Below are 14,666 nucleotides of genomic sequence, written 5' to 3' on the forward strand. Positions count from 1 at the left end.
ACCCGTCCCCGTCCGCACACCGATCCACGCCGCTTCCCGGCGACCGACACCACCTGGCATTACACCAAACTCCAGATCTCTTACGGATCTTCGGGCGGAGGCGGCGGCTCGACACGGCCTATCTGCGCGCAGGTAGCGTGACCGGCATGTCTGAGGAGTGACGGTGCGGCGTTCCTGGGAGCGGCGGAGCTGCCCCGCAGCTCCGCCCGGAGGCCCGGGAAGGGCTGCGGGCCGAGGCCGGGGCGTGGGGGTGGTCGGCCGAGGTCGTCGAGAGCCGGCTGGGTGCTCTGGACAAGGACGGTCAGCCCAGCGGCTATCTCTTCAAGTGCCGTACCTGCGGCCGGTACATGGCGTACGCGGACTTCACGTAGCACCGGTCGAGTCGCTCACCTGCGCAGTCTCGTCGCAAGCCCCGTCAACGTGCCGGGGACTTCTCCGTCTCGGTGGGAGAATGCCGGCACGTGCGAAGGGGGCGGGGGGAACGTGGGGCGTGGGGAGCGGGATGTCGTCGCGAGGGGGACGCGGCTGTGCGAGGCGGCGCGGGTCGTGGTCGAGGATCATGGGCGCGCCGTGGAGGCCGTGCGGGCGGCGCTGAAGCCGATTCAGGACGCGGCGGTGAAGCGGGAGCTGGACGCCATTCCCGTCGCCCGCCTGCAGGACGTCACCGAGGGACGGCTGCGGGTGGGGAGCGTCGAGAAGGGCGGGCTGCGCACCGTGGGCAGCGTCCTGGAGGCGGGCCCCTACCGGTTGCGTCAGATTCCCGGCGTCGGGCAGCACACCGTCGATCAGATGCTCGCCGCCGCCCGCAGGCTCTCCGAGGCCGTGTACGAGACGGTGGGCGTCCATCTCGACGTGGACCGGCCGGAAGCGAGCACGACCGCGCTCGTCGTGGCTCTGCATGTGCTGGTGGAGGCCGGGCCGGACGCCCGCCGTGCGGTCGACAGGGCTGCCGAACTGTCGGAGCGGCTGGGGCCGTTGCTCACGGACGCCCGGCTCGTCACCGGTCGGCTCCGGATGCTTCTGGCGGGCCGGGAGAAGAAGGCCCGCGCGTGGGAGGCGGTCGCCGCGCTCCAGTCGCTGGTGGACGAGACGGAGCGGGCGGGGCTGCCCGAGTTGCTGGCCCAGGCGTCGGTGGACCTGCTCCGGGGGCCCTCGTCCGACATCGCGGCCTGGGTGGACTTCGAGCTCCGGTCCGCCGAGTACTACAGCCTGTTGGCGGAGATCTCCGGGCGACGGACCGACATGGCCGCCGTCGAGGGGTTCCTGCCGGACGAGGTCGCCGAGCGGGTGCGGGTCCAGCCCCTCGACGACACGCACCGGCGGGTCTCCCTGCGCGGTTACCAGGCGTTCGGCGCGCGGTTCGCGCTCGCCCAGCGCAGGGTGATACTCGGCGACGAGATGGGCCTCGGGAAGACCATCCAGGCGATCGCCGTTCTGGCGCACCTGGCCGCCGAGGGGGCGAGTCATTTCCTGATCGTCTGCCCGGCGAGCGTCCTCGTGAACTGGACACGGGAGATCGAGGCCCGCAGCGCGTTGCGGGTCGTACCGCTGCACGGTCCCGACCGGCGGTACGCGTTTGCCGACTGGAAGGAGCGGGGCGGGGTCGCGGTGACCACGTTCGACTCCCTGCGGGGCTTCCCGGTGTGGGACGGCGGGGCGGTCGGGCTGTTCGTCGTCGACGAGGCGCACTCCGTGAAGAACCCGAACGCCAAGCGGTCCCAGGCGGTGGCGGCCTGGGCGGAGCGGTGCGAGCGCACCCTCTTCATGACCGGAACCCCGATGGAGAACAGGGTCGTCGAGTTCCGCAATCTGGTCCGGATGCTCGACGGCGCCGTCGCGGACTCCCTGGGCGAGGGCGACGCGCTGGCGGGTTCGGTCGCCTTCCGCAAGGCGGTGGCCCCGGTCTATCTGCGGCGCAACCAGGAAGACGTGCTGACCGAGCTTCCCAGTCTTCAGCAGACCGACGAGTGGGAGGAACTGAGCGCGTCCGACGAGGAGGCGTACCGCGAAGCCGTCCGCGCGGGCAACTTCATGGCGATGCGGAGGGCCGCGTACGCGCGCCCCGAGAAGTCGGCCAAGCTGGAACGGCTCCGGGAGATCGTCCAGGAGGCGGCCGTCAACGGGCAGAAGACGGTGGTCTTCTCCAACTTCAGAGACGTCCTGGGCGTGGTGCGGGAAGCGCTCGCGACCGGCAGCGGCCCCGCGGTCTTCGGCCCGCTCACCGGGAGCGTGGTGGCCGAGCGGCGGCAGCGGATCGTCGACGACTTCGCCGCCGTCGCCGGACCCGCGGTGCTCCTGGCGCAGATCCAGGCGGCGGGCGTGGGTCTCAACATCCAGGCCGCTTCCGTCGTCGTCATCTGCGAGCCCCAGATCAAACCGACCATCGAGCACCAGGCGGTGGCCCGCGCGCACCGCATGGGCCAGGTCAGACCCGTGCGCGTGTACCGTCTCCTGGCCACCGGGGGCGTGGACGAACGCATGGTGAGGATGCTGGAGAACAAGACCCGTCTGTTCGACGCCTACGCCCGCCGCAGCGCCGTGGCCGAATCCACGCCGGACGCGGTCGACGTGTCGGACACCGAGCTGGCACGCCGGATCGTCGAGGAGGAGCAGGCGCGGCTGGGAGTGGTCCGCGAGGAGTCCGCAGGGCATCCGTGAGCGGCCTTCGGGGCGCGATGCCCGCCAACGGGGATTTCCCGGGCAGGGCATCTCGTCGAGCCTCGCCGTAGGCCGGGGCAGCAGAATCACGGTTCCTGCAGATGGAGTAAATCTGTAGTGGCGGGAGTAGACATTGTCGTGAGCCGGGGCTAGCGTCGTACTCGTACCCCAGAAGTCGCACGACGAGGTAAGGAGCGGAACGCCATCAGGATCGCCCGGGCGAGCACCGCCCGGGTACCGCAGGCCCCGATTGGAAGGTGGTCCCCGGTCACGCATCCGCGATCCCCGCAGTCCGGCCCCATACGGCGGAGCCTGCGGACACAGAAGGTCGGCGAAATCGGCCGACAGATGGTGTGATAGCTCGGGGCCCGGGCGCCATGCGGCGCTCGGGCCCCCCGACGCGTCCCCGGAAGAAGAGGTCTATGCCCCCTCGCAGTACCCGTCCCCTCGTCCCCCTCGATGACGACGACTACCCCGCCTACACCATGGGCCGGGCCGCCGAAATGCTCGGCGCCACCCCCGCCTTTCTTCGCGCCCTGGGCGAGCACCGGCTGATCACCCCGTTGCGTTCCGAGGGCGGTCATCGCCGCTACTCGCGCTACCAGCTGCGGATCGCCGCCCGCGCGCGCGAACTCGTCGACCAGGGCACGCCCATAGAGGCCGCCTGCCGCATCATCATCCTCGAAGACCAGCTGGAAGACGCGCTGCGCATCAACGACGAACTCCGCGCCCAGCACGCGAGCGGGCCGAACCCGTCGGCCTGAGGCCGAGGCCGGGCGATTTGGGCTACTCCGACCACTGGGGGGCGCCGAGCGCTGCGGCGGCCTGCTGGTACGGGTCGGCCGGGGGCGCGGGTACGGCTTCGGCTTCGGTGCGGGTGCCGCAGGTGAAGCCGAGCTGGGTCATGGCCCGCACGACTTCGGCGGCGCTGAAATCGCGGCGGTCCTGACGCGTGACGACCTGGCCGACCTGTTTGGCGGGGTAGTGGCGTCGCCCGACGACCACGAACTCGGCGGTGATCTCCTCGGGCTTGACGCCCTTCATGGATTCCAGCACGCCGTACTTGGTCAGGTCGAACGGGAAACGGGCGATGACGCAGCGCATGGTGCCTCACAGGGAGAAGGAAGCGGACGGATCCTGGTGGGGTGGAACGCGGTTCAGCGGGAGTGGGCGTGGGCGAGGACGGCCGGAGCGCTGCCGTTCGCTTCGGCGATGTCGCTCAGGCGCACGTGGTCCGTATAGCCGGAACTATCGCGGACGGCGGTGAGCACGTCCAGGGTGACCAGGCCGGTGCGCCGGCCGTCCTCGTCGCAGATGACCAGACGCCCCGTACCGGCGGCGGCCATGACGGACAGCGCCACCTCCACGGTCATCGCACCCCAGACCTGCGGCCCCGCCGCGTCCGAGGCGTCGGCCGCGGTCCTGCGCGTGTGGCCCGTGTTCGCCGGGCCGGGGTGCGACTGGATCAGTGTCAAGAGGTGCCTCCTGCAGAGATGGGTCAGTTTCCTGAGCACGGAACTCCTAGGCCGCCGCGTCGGTGACGGACCGCCGGATGCCCGCGCGCCGGCTCGCCGAAGAGCCGCGGCGTCGGCCGCGGGAAGGGGCGCCGCGCCTCTTGGGACGTTCGGTGACGGGTGCGGTGATGACGACCGGGACGCCCGAGGGGGTCTGGGCGCCGGTGATGCGGTGCAGGGCCTCCTCGCCCGAGCGGACCTGGGTGGTCCGCGGCACGATTCCGGCCACCGCCATGAGGCGGGACATACCGCGGCGCTGGTTCGGGGTGACCAGGGTGACGACCCTGCCGGACTGCCCGGCACGGGCTGTACGGCCGCCGCGGTGGAGGTAGTCCTTGTGGTCGGTCGGCGGGTCGACGTTGACGACGAGGTCGAGGTCGTCGACATGGATCCCGCGCGCCGCGACGTTGGTCGCCACCAACACGCTGACGTGCCCGGACTTGAACTGCGCCAGCGTGCGGGTGCGCTGGGGCTGCGACTTCCCGCCGTGCAGGGCGGCGGCCCGCACTCCGCTGCTCAGGAGGTGCTCGGTGAGACGGTCGACGGCGTGCTTGGTGTCGAGGAACATGATCAGGCGGCCGTCACGCGCGGCGATCTCGGTGGTGGCCGCGTGCTTGTCCGCGCCGTGGACGTGGAGCACATGGTGCTCCATCGTCGTGACCGCACCGGCCGACGGGTCGACGGAGTGCACCACGGGATCGCCGAGGTAGCGGCGCACGAGCAGGTCGACATTGCGGTCGAGGGTGGCGGAGAACAGCATGCGCTGGCCCCCGGGGCGGACCAGGTCCAGTAGCGCGGTGACCTGAGGCATGAAACCCATGTCGGCCATCTGGTCGGCCTCGTCGAGGACGGTGATGGCGACCTGGTCCAGCCGGCAGTCACCGCGGTCGATGAGGTCCTTGAGGCGGCCGGGGGTGGCGACGACGATCTCCACGCCGCCGCGCAGCGCGGCGGCCTGCCTGCCGATCGGCATCCCGCCCACGACCGTGGCCAGCCGCAGTCTCACGGAACGGGCGTACGGGGTGAGCGCGTCCGTGACCTGCTGAGCCAGCTCACGTGTCGGTACGAGAACCAGCCCCAGCGGCTGCCCGGCCTCGGCGCGCTGCCCGGCGGTGCGGGCCAGGAGCGCGAGGCCGAAGGCGAGGGTCTTGCCGGAGCCGGTGCGGCCGCGGCCCAGTACGTCACGGCCCGCCAGGGAGTTCGGCAGGGTCGCGCCCTGGATCGGGAACGGGACGGTCACGCCCTGCGAACCGAGTGTGGACAGCAGCTCCCTGGGCATGTCGAGATCGGCGAAGCTCTCCACGGCCGCAAGCGCGGGAGTGGTGGTCCCGGGAAGCGCGAACTCGCCCTGCGGGCCGGGCCGACGGCTGTGACCACCGGAACCGCCGTTACGGGTGTGGGTGGCGCGGTTGCTCGTTCGTGTGCGGTTCACGCGGAACCTTCCTTGATGCGGCGCATATCAAGGAATTCCCGCAGCGATGAGCAGCGCCGAGAATTGCAAGAAACGGCCGAATGGAACGCGGAAAAATAAAGCTGCCGTGCGATGCGTGCAGCTGGGGGTATGCAGCTGGGGCCCGCACCCCGAAGGATGCGGGCCCCAGCTGCACGTGTGTGTCGGTCGCGTCAGGCGGGAACGATGTTCTCGGCCGTCGGGCCCTTCTGGCCCTGCGCGACGTCGAAGCTCACCTTCTGGCCCTCGAGCAGCTCGCGGAAGCCCTGGGTGGCGATGTTCGAGTAGTGGGCGAACACGTCCGCGCCGCCACCGTCCTGCGCGATGAAGCCGAAACCCTTTTCCGCGTTGAACCACTTCACGGTGCCAGTAGCCATGTCATTCTCCTTCGGGGCATTGCGCCGGTGTCCGCACCGTGCGGATACCGTGTCGCCGCGATGATTGCCCTACCCGGAAAAGACCGGAATTGTTTTTGGGAACCACAACTGCAACCGGGATCGACGGTAGCACGTCGTAGCGTCCTGTGTGCGGTGAATAATTGCACTCGGTTCGTCGGGGCAATAAAACTGTGCGTGGGCCTCATTGAACCCTCATTCGGCGAACGCAGATATTGTGCGGGGAATCGGTGAGTGCAGAACCGGCGGTGGTCGGCACCCGCTCCCTCACACGTCCCGCCTCCGGAACACCACCTGCCCCACCCCCCCACCCCCATCACGCTCAGCGATCGGCCAGTAGTGGGCGAACCAGTCGCCGACGGCGCCCGGGAGGCCGGGGGCGATGGCGGGGGTGAGGAGGGCGGCGTCGAGCAGGGTCGTCGCGATGTCGAGGCGCTGGTTCATGCCGAGCGAGAACTCGCCCGCGCGGTGCGTCGCCGCGTCCGACAGGCCGACGAGGTCCAGTACCTCCACGACCCGGTCGCGGCCCAGCCCGGCCGTGGCGGCGACGGCGAGGAGGTGGTCGTACGCGGTGCGGCGCGGATGGACCGCGCGGGCGTCCAGGAGGGCGCCGACCGTACGCGCGTCCCGCTGACCCGAACTGCCAGACTGGGAAGGTCACTTCACCGATCGGGGGCGGTCCTGTGGGTTACCGGTACATCAGCGCGGGCGTGGCGGGCGTCGGGCTGGTCAGCGCGATCGCCGCTCTCGTCCTGCTCGCGTTCGCCGGTCTCGAACTGCCCCGGACCGTCGAGCGTGACCGTGCGTTCAAGGAGGCGGTGTCCTGTACGTCCGTGCCGAGGGCGGCCGCCGACTGTCTGTCGCGGCAGCCGTTCACCGTCTCCGGCATCCACCTCTGGTCGGGCAGGGGTGGCGACGGCGTATACGCCACCTTCACCGCGGCCGGGGGCGCCGAGTGGCGTACCGGGTTCAGTAACGACGGACCGGTGCTGTCCGGGCTCGGGGACGGAGACCGGGTCACCGGCACGGTCTGGCGCGGTCGGCTGGTGCGGATATCCGCGAAGGGCGAGACCCAGGTCACCGAGGACAGTCCGGACACGCTGCCCGAGAGCCTTGTCGCCGCGCTCCTCGTCTGCGGACCGTCCCTCCTGCTGCTCGCGGCTGCCTGTGGCTGGCGGCTGCGGCGGCCGAAGGAGCGCGGGTGGCGGCGCGGGCCGAAGATGACGGCCGTGCTGGCCGCCGGTCTCGCAGGGGTGGGGGTGTTCGCGGCCATTGTCGTCAGCATGTTCGATCTGCCGCTGTGGGCGATGCCCGCGGTCTGGCTCGCCCCGGCCGCGCTCGCGACCGCCCTGGCGATCGCCGTCGGCCGGCAGGCGCCGGACGGCCCGCCAATCAGGCTGTCTGTGAACCGAGTTCACCTCCCCTGATACGGCACCGGCTCCGTAACCCACCCCGCCGTGAGGATCAGCCGGCTCTCGCGGTGGACGGCGAGGAAGGCGAAGGGGCGGTCGAAGGTCGCGCGGACCACTGTCGTCTCGTAGCGGTACTCGGGCAGGCCGCCCGGTGTCGCCATCGCGGCCGTCACCGCGCCCGCGCGGAAGCCGAGGGCGCCGAACTGGGCGACGGCCGACTGGCGGGCCGCGCCGATGGCGAGGGGGGCGTCGCTGATGCCGGGGAAGTGGGAGCCCGGTGTCCGTACCGCCGTGGTGAGGCCGAACAGGGCGGGCAGGGCGAGGAGGTCGTGGTCGGTCCGCACCTCGTACGCCACCGTCCGCACGTCCAGGGCGATCGGCTCGGGCCGGACCGCGGGCTGGGACTCGATGTGCAGCCCCGGGCCGACGTGCCCGAACGGCAGCGCGCCCCCGGCTGTCACCGCGACCGTGCGCTCCACCACGCCGACGCCCGCCGAGAGGACCTGGCCCGGCGTCATGCGCTCCTCGCCGAGCACCAGATGGACGTCGATGCCGTTGTCCCCGGGCACGGTCAGGGTGGTGACGAAGCCCTCCGGCGCGCCCGCGACGCCCACCCGGTCGGGGCGGACGCTCCTGCGGTGCAGCCCGCGCAGCCTGCGGCCCTGCCAGGGGCCGGACTCCGGGGCCAGCATCGTGTCGGTGAAGGGCTGCCGCCAGGTCGTACGCAGGGAGAGCGCGCTCGCCAGCACCATCCGCGCGTCACGCGTCAGCGTCACCGGCATCCGCTCGACCAGGCCGCCGGTCCGCTCGGCCGCCCACGCGTCCAGCCGTTCCTGCGCGGTGAGCAGGTCGTCCCCGAACACCCCGTGGCTGCCCACCGGCAGGGCCCCGCGCCACTCCTCGCGGAAGCGCAGGCTCTGGTGCGCCCACAGGCCGACCGCCGCGTCCAGGCCGGAGACCGAGTCCAGCGCGGACAGCAGTCCCCGCGCGGCCGCCGCCGCGTGTTCGGCGGGCACCCCGAGGGCCTGGGACAGTTCGGCCCGCGCCGGGCCGCCCGCGCCGTCCGCGAGGAAGGCCAGCAGGGGCCACACCCCGGCCGCCGAGAACACCGTGCCGTCCGCCGGGGCCTCCCATGCCCATCTCGCGGTCAGCCCGTTCACCGCGCGTACCGTGTCGCTCCCGGTCCATGAGCCCACGCCGGTGCCCCCCACTGCCGCTCCGCCCACTGCCGTGCCCCCACTCCGCCCCTGCCGGTCAGGGTCCTCGCCGCCGCGTTCCGGGGCGGTCCGCCCCAGGAGCACCGTACCTGTCCGGTCTGTGCCCCGGAGCGGAGTCCGGTACGTCCGCTTGCGCCCGCCCGGACACCCGTCCGTACGCCCGCCCCGGGACCCGCCCGGACACCCGCCGTGCACGCCCCGACGCGCCCGGCGCGACGGCCGGGTACGGCTCCGGAGGTGTGATCGTCGCCGGAGCGGGGAGTCATAGCGGGGGCCGGGGCGGGAAAGCCCCTGGGTGCGGCTCTCCCCGACGCCACGTCATCACTTCGAGTGATTCTCTGGCCTTTGCTTGCACGGCACAACCCAGGGTTGCCACGCTGTTGCTGTCTGTACAACCTGATGGGAGCGGCCAGTGACTTTCGGTGAGCAGCCGGCGTATCTGCGCGTCGCGGGAGATCTCCGCAAGAAGATCGTCGACGGTTCGCTGCCGCCCCACACCCGCCTCCCGTCCCAGGCCCGCATCCGCGAGGAGTACGGCGTCTCGGACACGGTCGCGCTGGAGGCCCGCAAGGTGCTCATGGCCGAGGGGCTGGTCGAGGGCCGCTCCGGCTCCGGCACCTATGTGCGCGAGCAGCCGGTGCCCCGGCGCGTGTCCCGCTCGGGGTACCGCCCGGCGGGCGGCGCCACGCCCTTCCGGCAGGAGCAGGCCGACGCGACGGCGCGCGGCACCTGGGAGTCGAGCAGCGAGCAGTCCGAGGCCGACGCCGTCGTCGCCGAGCGGCTCGGCATCCCGTGCGGCGAGCGGGTCATGCGCACCAAGTACCTGTTCCGGGAGGCGGGGGAGCCGATGATGCTCTCCACCTCCTGGGAGCCGCTCGCGGTCACGGGCCGTACGCCGGTGATGCTCCCCGAGGAGGGGCCGCTCGGCGGGATGGGCGTGGTCGAGCGGATGCGCGCCATCGACGTCATCGTGGACAACGTCACCGAGGAGGTCGGCGCCCGTCCCGGCCTCGCCGAGGAGCTCCAGCTGCTCGGCGGGGTGCCCGGCCATGTGGTCCTCGTCGTGCGGCGGACGTACTACGCCTCGGGCCGTCCGGTGGAGACCGCCGACGTGGTGATTCCGGCCGATCGGTACCAGGTCGCGTACCACCTGCCAGTGAGGTAGCGCACACTCGATGCGCCCCCCGGGGGCCGGGGTCCGTCGACCGGCCCCTCGCCCCCGCTGCTTCCGTGCGCCGTGATCCGGCCGTTTTCCCAGGTGATCGAAGGTCTGTTCGCCTGCCCCGCGTGCTGCGGCACTTCCGCGCCGACCGGGCGCGTTCACGCGCGTGCGCCCCCATGCGTTCTGGCCGGTTGCATACCTCTTCGTGAAAAGCCGTATTCGCAGGGTGAAGGTTGGGCGTACGCTCGGGCATATGCGTATTGCGGTTTCCTTAGGCGGGGTGCGTCGGGAGCCCGGGACCGGAAGCGGGTGGGGCGGTGCGAAGGGGAGCGGTGGGGGCGATGAATGAGGGTGCGATCGTCCTGCCCTGGATCGTGATACGACAGGACGACAACGGCAACACCTACCGGGTCGGCCGGTACGCCACCCGGGCCGAGGCCGAGCGGATCGCCGACAGCCTCGACGGGCACGGCCACAAACAGCTCTACTGGGTCGAGCACATCGACCGCAGCGGGGAAGCCACCCGCAACTGAGCCCGGACCTGCTCCGGCACCGGGCGTTCCCGCGGCCGACGCCGGACGCGCTCCCGTAGGCTCCACTTCATGAACGCACGGATCGTGGTGGGCGCCGCCCTGCTCCACGGGGGACGGCTGCTCGCCGCGCGCCGTAGCGCGCCCCCCGAACTGGCCGGGCGCTGGGAGCTGCCCGGCGGCAAGGTCGAGCCCGGTGAGCGGCCCGACGAGGCACTCGTGCGCGAACTGCGCGAGGAGCTGGGCGTCGACGCCGACGCGGTCGAACGCCTCCCGGGGCAATGGCCCCTGAAACCCCCTTATGTCCTGCACGTGTGGACGGCTCGGCTGCGCCCCGGCTCGGCGGAACCGAGCCCCCTCCAGGACCACGACGAACTGCGCTGGCTCACCCCCGACCGTCTCTGGGAGGTGCCCTGGCTGGATCAGGACGTCCCGGCGGTCCGTGAACTCGCCGCCCGGCTCGGCGCCCCGGCCGCGCACGGAAGCACGGCGTCCACCGAGGGCTGAGGAGGGGCAAAGCTCCGGCGTGCGCCCCGCTCCGGATACGCCGTTCGTGCCACAGTGCGCCCACCCCTGCGGTACCACCCCGCGCAATGCGGGTATATCGCCATTGACCCCATGAAAACGGGCATGAGTGGGCTCGCCGGCCTGGGAAGTGATCCGTGATCGACACCGGAGGCGACCGCGCCGAGTGGACGTTCGCCGCGGAGCCGGGCGCGGTGCGCGCCGCCCGCGCCGCCGTCCGCGGCCAGTTGCGCCACTGGGACCTGGAGAGTCTCGCCGAGCTGACGGCCCTGCTGGTCAGCGAGCTGGTGACCAACTCCCTGCGGCATGCCACCGGCCCCATCGGCCTGTGCCTGGTGCGCCCGTCCGGACTCGACGGCTCCCTCCTGGTCGAGGTCTCCGACCCGCTGCCCGACCCGCCGCGCGAGCGGATCGCCCGCCCCGAGGACGAGAGCGGCCGCGGGCTGCAACTGGTCGCGGGCGCCTCGCGCCGCTGGGGCACCCGCCCCGGTGGGACCGGCAAGACCGTGTGGTTCGAACTCACGGTGCCGGGGTGAACCGGGGGCGCGCCGCGCCGTGCGCCGGTGGCGCCGGACACCCCGCCGACGACGCGTGCCCACGTGGGTGATTCGAGGACGTGTTCCCTGGTTAGAAGAGTGGAAGTGTTGTCGCGGCGCGGTCCGGAACTCACCCGCACCGAGCTGTGATCGTGAACACCGTGTTCTACGGCGCCGTAGTGCTGGATACTGCGGGCAGCCGCCCCCGGTGACCGGTGCCGGACGCGGTGAGCTGGAGGGGACGGTTCGCGTGAGCGAGATACCAGCGAAGGCCACGGAGTCCGAGGACCCGTCGGACGGCGCGAGGAACGAGGTCGCGGCTGCCGCCGCGCGCGGTGAGACGCCGTCCGCCGACCTGTGGCAGAGCAGTCCGCCCGGCTCCATCTACGAGTACATCAAGGCGGCCTCCTTCTCCATCGGCCCCGGCGGACTGGTGGAGCAGTGGGGCCTGCGGGCCGAACAGCTCCTGGGCGTCCCGGCCGGACGCGCCGTCGGCATGGACCCCATCGAGGCGTTCGTCGACCCCGACCTGCACTCCCGAGGCCACCGCAAGATGGCCGAGATCCTGGACGGACGGGAGTGGACCGGCGTCGTCCCCTTCCGGATGCCGGACCGGGACGACGGCACCCGCGGCGAGGAGGGGCTGGCCGAGGTCTACGTCATGCCCACGAAGACCGCCGACGGGGAGAACGCCGCCGTCTGCATCGTCGTGGACATCCGCACCCTGCGCGGCATCGAGACCGATCTCGCCGCCTCGCAGGCGATATTCGGCCAATCTCCCTTCGGCTTCCTGCTCATCGACGACGATCTGACGGTCCGCCGGGCCAACAAGCGGTTCGCGTCCATCTTCGGCGGCACACCGGACGACCACCGGGGCAAGGGAGTCCACGACTATCTCCCGCGCGCCGAGGCCGACCGGGTCGCCGCCACCCTGCGCCGGGTGATGGAGACGGGTGAGTCCATCACCGACATGCACGTCACCGGCTTCGTGCCCGACTCGGACGAGCGGCGGCACTGGTCGATCAACCTCTACCGCGTGTACAGCGGCAGCGGGCGCCCCATCGGCATCGCCTGGCTCGGCACGGACATCACCGCCCGCCGCGCCGCCGCCCGCGAGGCCGCCGCCGCCCGGCGCAACCTCGCCCTGCTCAACGAGGCCGGTGCCCGCATCGGCAACAGCCTCGACCTGGAGACCACCGCGCGCGAACTGCTCGACGTGGTCGTCCCCGGCTTCTGCGACCTGGCCACCGTCGACCTCTGCCAGGGCCTGCTCACCGGCGACGAGTCCCCGCCGGGCCTGGCCGACGGCAGCGCCGAACTGCGCCGGGTCGCCTTCGCGAGCGCGGTCTCCGACGTGCCCTTCGGCGACTCGGGCGAGCCGGTCGAGGTCGGCGCGGTCCACCGCTTCCCGTTCAACTCGGCCTGCGCGGACGCCCTGCGCACCGCCCGCCCGCAGCGCGTGCCCGCCGAGGAGGGCGGGCTCGTGCAGTCCACGCTGGCCGTGCCGATGGTCGCGCACGACACCGTGGTCGGGATCGTGCAGTTCGCCCGCACCAAGGGCAGCGAGCCCTTCGGGGACCGCGACCGGGACCTCGCCGTCGAACTCGCCGCGCGCGCCGCCGTCTGCATGGACAACGCGCGCCTGTACCGCCGCGAGCACGAACGCGCCCTGATACTCCAGCGGTCCCTGCTCCCGCCCGACGACCCCGAGGCGTCCGGACTCGACATCGCCTGCCGCTATCTGCCCGGCAACGCGGCCACCGAGGTCGGCGGCGACTGGTTCGATGTCATCGAACTGCCCGGCCACCGCACCGCGTTGGTGGTCGGCGACGTGATGGGACGCGGACTGCGCGCGGCCGTCGCGATGGGCGAACTGCGCACCGCCGTACGCACCCTGGCACTGCTCGACCTCGAACCGGCCGAAGTTCTTTCGGCGTTGGACGAGATCGCCCGCGGCCTCGGCACCTCGGGCAACGTCCAGCAGGCCACCCGCGCCGCCCGCCAGCCGCGCGACGCCGACCTGTGCGAGGTCTACCTCGCCACCTGTATCTACGCGGTCTACGACTCCGTCACCCGGCGCTGCACCTTCGCCAACGCGGGCCATCTGCCCCCGGTCCTGGTGGAGCCCGGCGAGAGTGCGCTGATGCTCGACGTGCCGCCCGGGATGCCGCTGGGCGTGGGCGGCGAGCCCTTCGAGGAGGTCGAGGTCGAACTCCCCGAGGGCGCCCTGCTCGCGCTCTACACCGACGGCCTGGTCGAGTCCCGCGACCACCCGCTGGACGAGGGCCTGCAAGCGTTCGTGGGCGCGCTCACCGACCCGGCCCAGCCGCTTGAGGACGTGTGCGACCACGTCCTGAGCAGCCTGGACACCCGGCACGGCGAGGACGACATCGCGCTGCTCCTGGCCCGCGTCCAGGGCCTGCCCGCCGAGTCGGTCGGCGACTGGACCCTGCCGCGCGAGCCGCGCAGCGTGGGCCGCGCTCGCGAGTACGCCCGCGCCCAGCTGCTCGCCTGGGACCTGGAGCCCCTGGTCGACACGACGGAACTCCTGGTCAGCGAGCTGGTCACCAACGCCCTGCGGTACGGCGAGGGCGAGATCAGACTGCGGCTGCTGCTCGACCGCACCCTGGTCTGCGAGGTGTGGGACGCGGGACTCGTCCAGCCCCGCCGCAGGCGCGCCCGCGACACCGACGAGGGCGGTCGGGGACTGCAACTGGTCGGACTGCTCAGCGCGGCCTGGGGCTCGCGCCGTACCCCGCGCGGCAAGACGGTGTGGTTCGAACTCCCGCTGCCCGGCGCCGAGAGCACGCTGACGGACCCGGCGGAGGCGTTGCTGAGCCTGTTCTGACCCGGGGCCCGCTCGGCCGGGGCCCGCTCGGCCGGGGTCAGGGGAGCCGGGGCAGCCGGAGCCGGTCCCGGGTCGTGGGGCCGCCGAAGCTCACCGGCGGCCCGCCGTCCGGCTCCTCGCCGAGCAGCACCCCGCCGAGCACGGCACCGGCGAGCCCGGCGGGATGCCCGGGCTCGTCGGTGTACGGGGCCGGGTGCGCGCGTACGTCCGCCTCGGCCGACTCCAGCGCGCGCCGGGCCAGGACGTCCGCCTCGGCGTCGTGCTCGGCCCGCCGGTCCGTCGCCGCGAGCGCCTGCCGTGCCGCCGCGAGCAGGGTGCGGGCATCGGCGCCGACGGCGCCCCGATGTACGGCGATGTGGTCCGCCGCCTCGTCGACGGCGGCCTCGGCCACGAGACGAGCGGCCTCGTGCAGCACCTCC

At 72.4% G+C, this 14,666-nt stretch carries 13 protein-coding genes and 2 pseudogenes; 8 read left to right on the top strand and 7 right to left on the bottom strand.

The annotated features are described in order from the left end of the window. Positions 1 to 483: 483 nt before the first annotated feature. Together GTW40_RS32215 and GTW40_RS32220 are read left to right on the top strand one after the other, a co-directional pair. Complete coding sequence (locus tag GTW40_RS32215; protein WP_343245838.1) at positions 484 to 2,658, top strand: DEAD/DEAH box helicase; 2,175 nt, start codon at positions 484 to 486, stop codon at positions 2,656 to 2,658. Positions 2,659 to 3,080: 422 nt separating this feature from the next. Further along, the gene (locus tag GTW40_RS32220; RefSeq protein ID WP_161183662.1) at positions 3,081 to 3,422 is read left to right on the top strand and encodes a MerR family transcriptional regulator; all 342 of its coding nucleotides are present in this window, start codon (positions 3,081 to 3,083) and stop codon (positions 3,420 to 3,422) included. Positions 3,423 to 3,444: 22 nt separating this feature from the next. Here GTW40_RS32220 and GTW40_RS32225 read toward each other — a convergent pair whose 3' ends face one another. The 5 genes and pseudogenes from GTW40_RS32225 to GTW40_RS33485 all read right to left on the bottom strand — a co-directional run. Continuing rightward, the gene (locus GTW40_RS32225) at positions 3,445 to 3,762 is read right to left on the bottom strand and encodes an SCO5918 family protein (RefSeq protein ID WP_161183663.1); all 318 of its coding nucleotides are present in this window, start codon (positions 3,760 to 3,762) and stop codon (positions 3,445 to 3,447) included. A 53-nt stretch (positions 3,763 to 3,815) separates the two neighbouring features. Beyond that, positions 3,816 to 4,133 (bottom strand): CBS domain-containing protein, encoded by a 318-nt coding sequence (locus GTW40_RS32230; RefSeq protein ID WP_161183664.1) that lies wholly within the window; start codon positions 4,131 to 4,133, stop codon positions 3,816 to 3,818. Between the two features lie 46 nt (positions 4,134 to 4,179). Beyond that, entirely contained in the window at positions 4,180 to 5,604 is a 1,425-nt protein-coding gene (locus tag GTW40_RS32235) for a DEAD/DEAH box helicase (protein WP_161183665.1), read from the bottom strand. Positions 5,605 to 5,795: 191 nt separating this feature from the next. Next, positions 5,796 to 5,999, bottom strand: a complete 204-nt coding sequence (locus GTW40_RS32240) for a cold-shock protein (protein WP_161183666.1) — start codon at positions 5,997 to 5,999, stop codon at positions 5,796 to 5,798. Positions 6,000 to 6,425: 426 nt separating this feature from the next. Then, a pseudogene (locus tag GTW40_RS33485) lies at positions 6,426 to 6,632 on the bottom strand (ABC transporter ATP-binding protein); the annotation flags it as partial. 68 nt (positions 6,633 to 6,700) lie between these two features. Here GTW40_RS33485 and GTW40_RS32250 point away from each other — a divergent pair. Beyond that, complete coding sequence (locus tag GTW40_RS32250; protein ID WP_161183668.1) at positions 6,701 to 7,444, top strand: hypothetical protein; 744 nt, start codon at positions 6,701 to 6,703, stop codon at positions 7,442 to 7,444. Here the strand turns inward: GTW40_RS32250 and GTW40_RS32255 are convergent. Further along, positions 7,432 to 8,589, bottom strand: coding sequence for a serpin family protein (locus tag GTW40_RS32255; RefSeq protein ID WP_343245839.1), 1,158 nt, complete (start codon positions 8,587 to 8,589; stop codon positions 7,432 to 7,434). The two genes, GTW40_RS32250 and GTW40_RS32255, sit on opposite strands and share 13 nt — an antisense overlap. 469 nt (positions 8,590 to 9,058) lie before the next feature. Between GTW40_RS32255 and GTW40_RS32260 the strand changes: the two genes are divergently transcribed. From GTW40_RS32260 to GTW40_RS32280, 5 genes are all read left to right on the top strand, one after another. Next, entirely contained in the window at positions 9,059 to 9,811 is a 753-nt protein-coding gene (locus GTW40_RS32260; protein ID WP_161183670.1) for a GntR family transcriptional regulator, read from the top strand. Positions 9,812 to 10,149: 338 nt separating this feature from the next. Continuing rightward, a complete protein-coding gene (locus tag GTW40_RS32265; RefSeq protein ID WP_161183671.1) occupies positions 10,150 to 10,341 on the top strand; it encodes an SPOR domain-containing protein in 192 nt (63 codons plus the stop codon). A 69-nt stretch (positions 10,342 to 10,410) separates the two neighbouring features. Then, a complete protein-coding gene (locus GTW40_RS32270; RefSeq protein ID WP_161183672.1) occupies positions 10,411 to 10,845 on the top strand; it encodes a (deoxy)nucleoside triphosphate pyrophosphohydrolase in 435 nt (144 codons plus the stop codon). Positions 10,846 to 11,000: 155 nt separating this feature from the next. Next, complete coding sequence (locus GTW40_RS32275) at positions 11,001 to 11,399, top strand: ATP-binding protein (RefSeq protein ID WP_161183673.1); 399 nt, start codon at positions 11,001 to 11,003, stop codon at positions 11,397 to 11,399. Between the two features lie 250 nt (positions 11,400 to 11,649). Beyond that, positions 11,650 to 14,247 (top strand): SpoIIE family protein phosphatase, encoded by a 2,598-nt coding sequence (locus tag GTW40_RS32280; protein WP_161183674.1) that lies wholly within the window; start codon positions 11,650 to 11,652, stop codon positions 14,245 to 14,247. Positions 14,248 to 14,284: 37 nt separating this feature from the next. On the opposite strand, the pseudogene GTW40_RS32285 reads toward GTW40_RS32280, so the two are convergent. Next, positions 14,285 to 14,666: pseudogene (locus GTW40_RS32285) on the bottom strand (hypothetical protein); the annotation flags it as partial.

This window comes from Streptomyces sp. SID4985, from assembly GCF_009863025.1.
Taxonomy (GTDB): Bacteria; Actinomycetota; Actinomycetes; order Streptomycetales; family Streptomycetaceae; genus Streptomyces.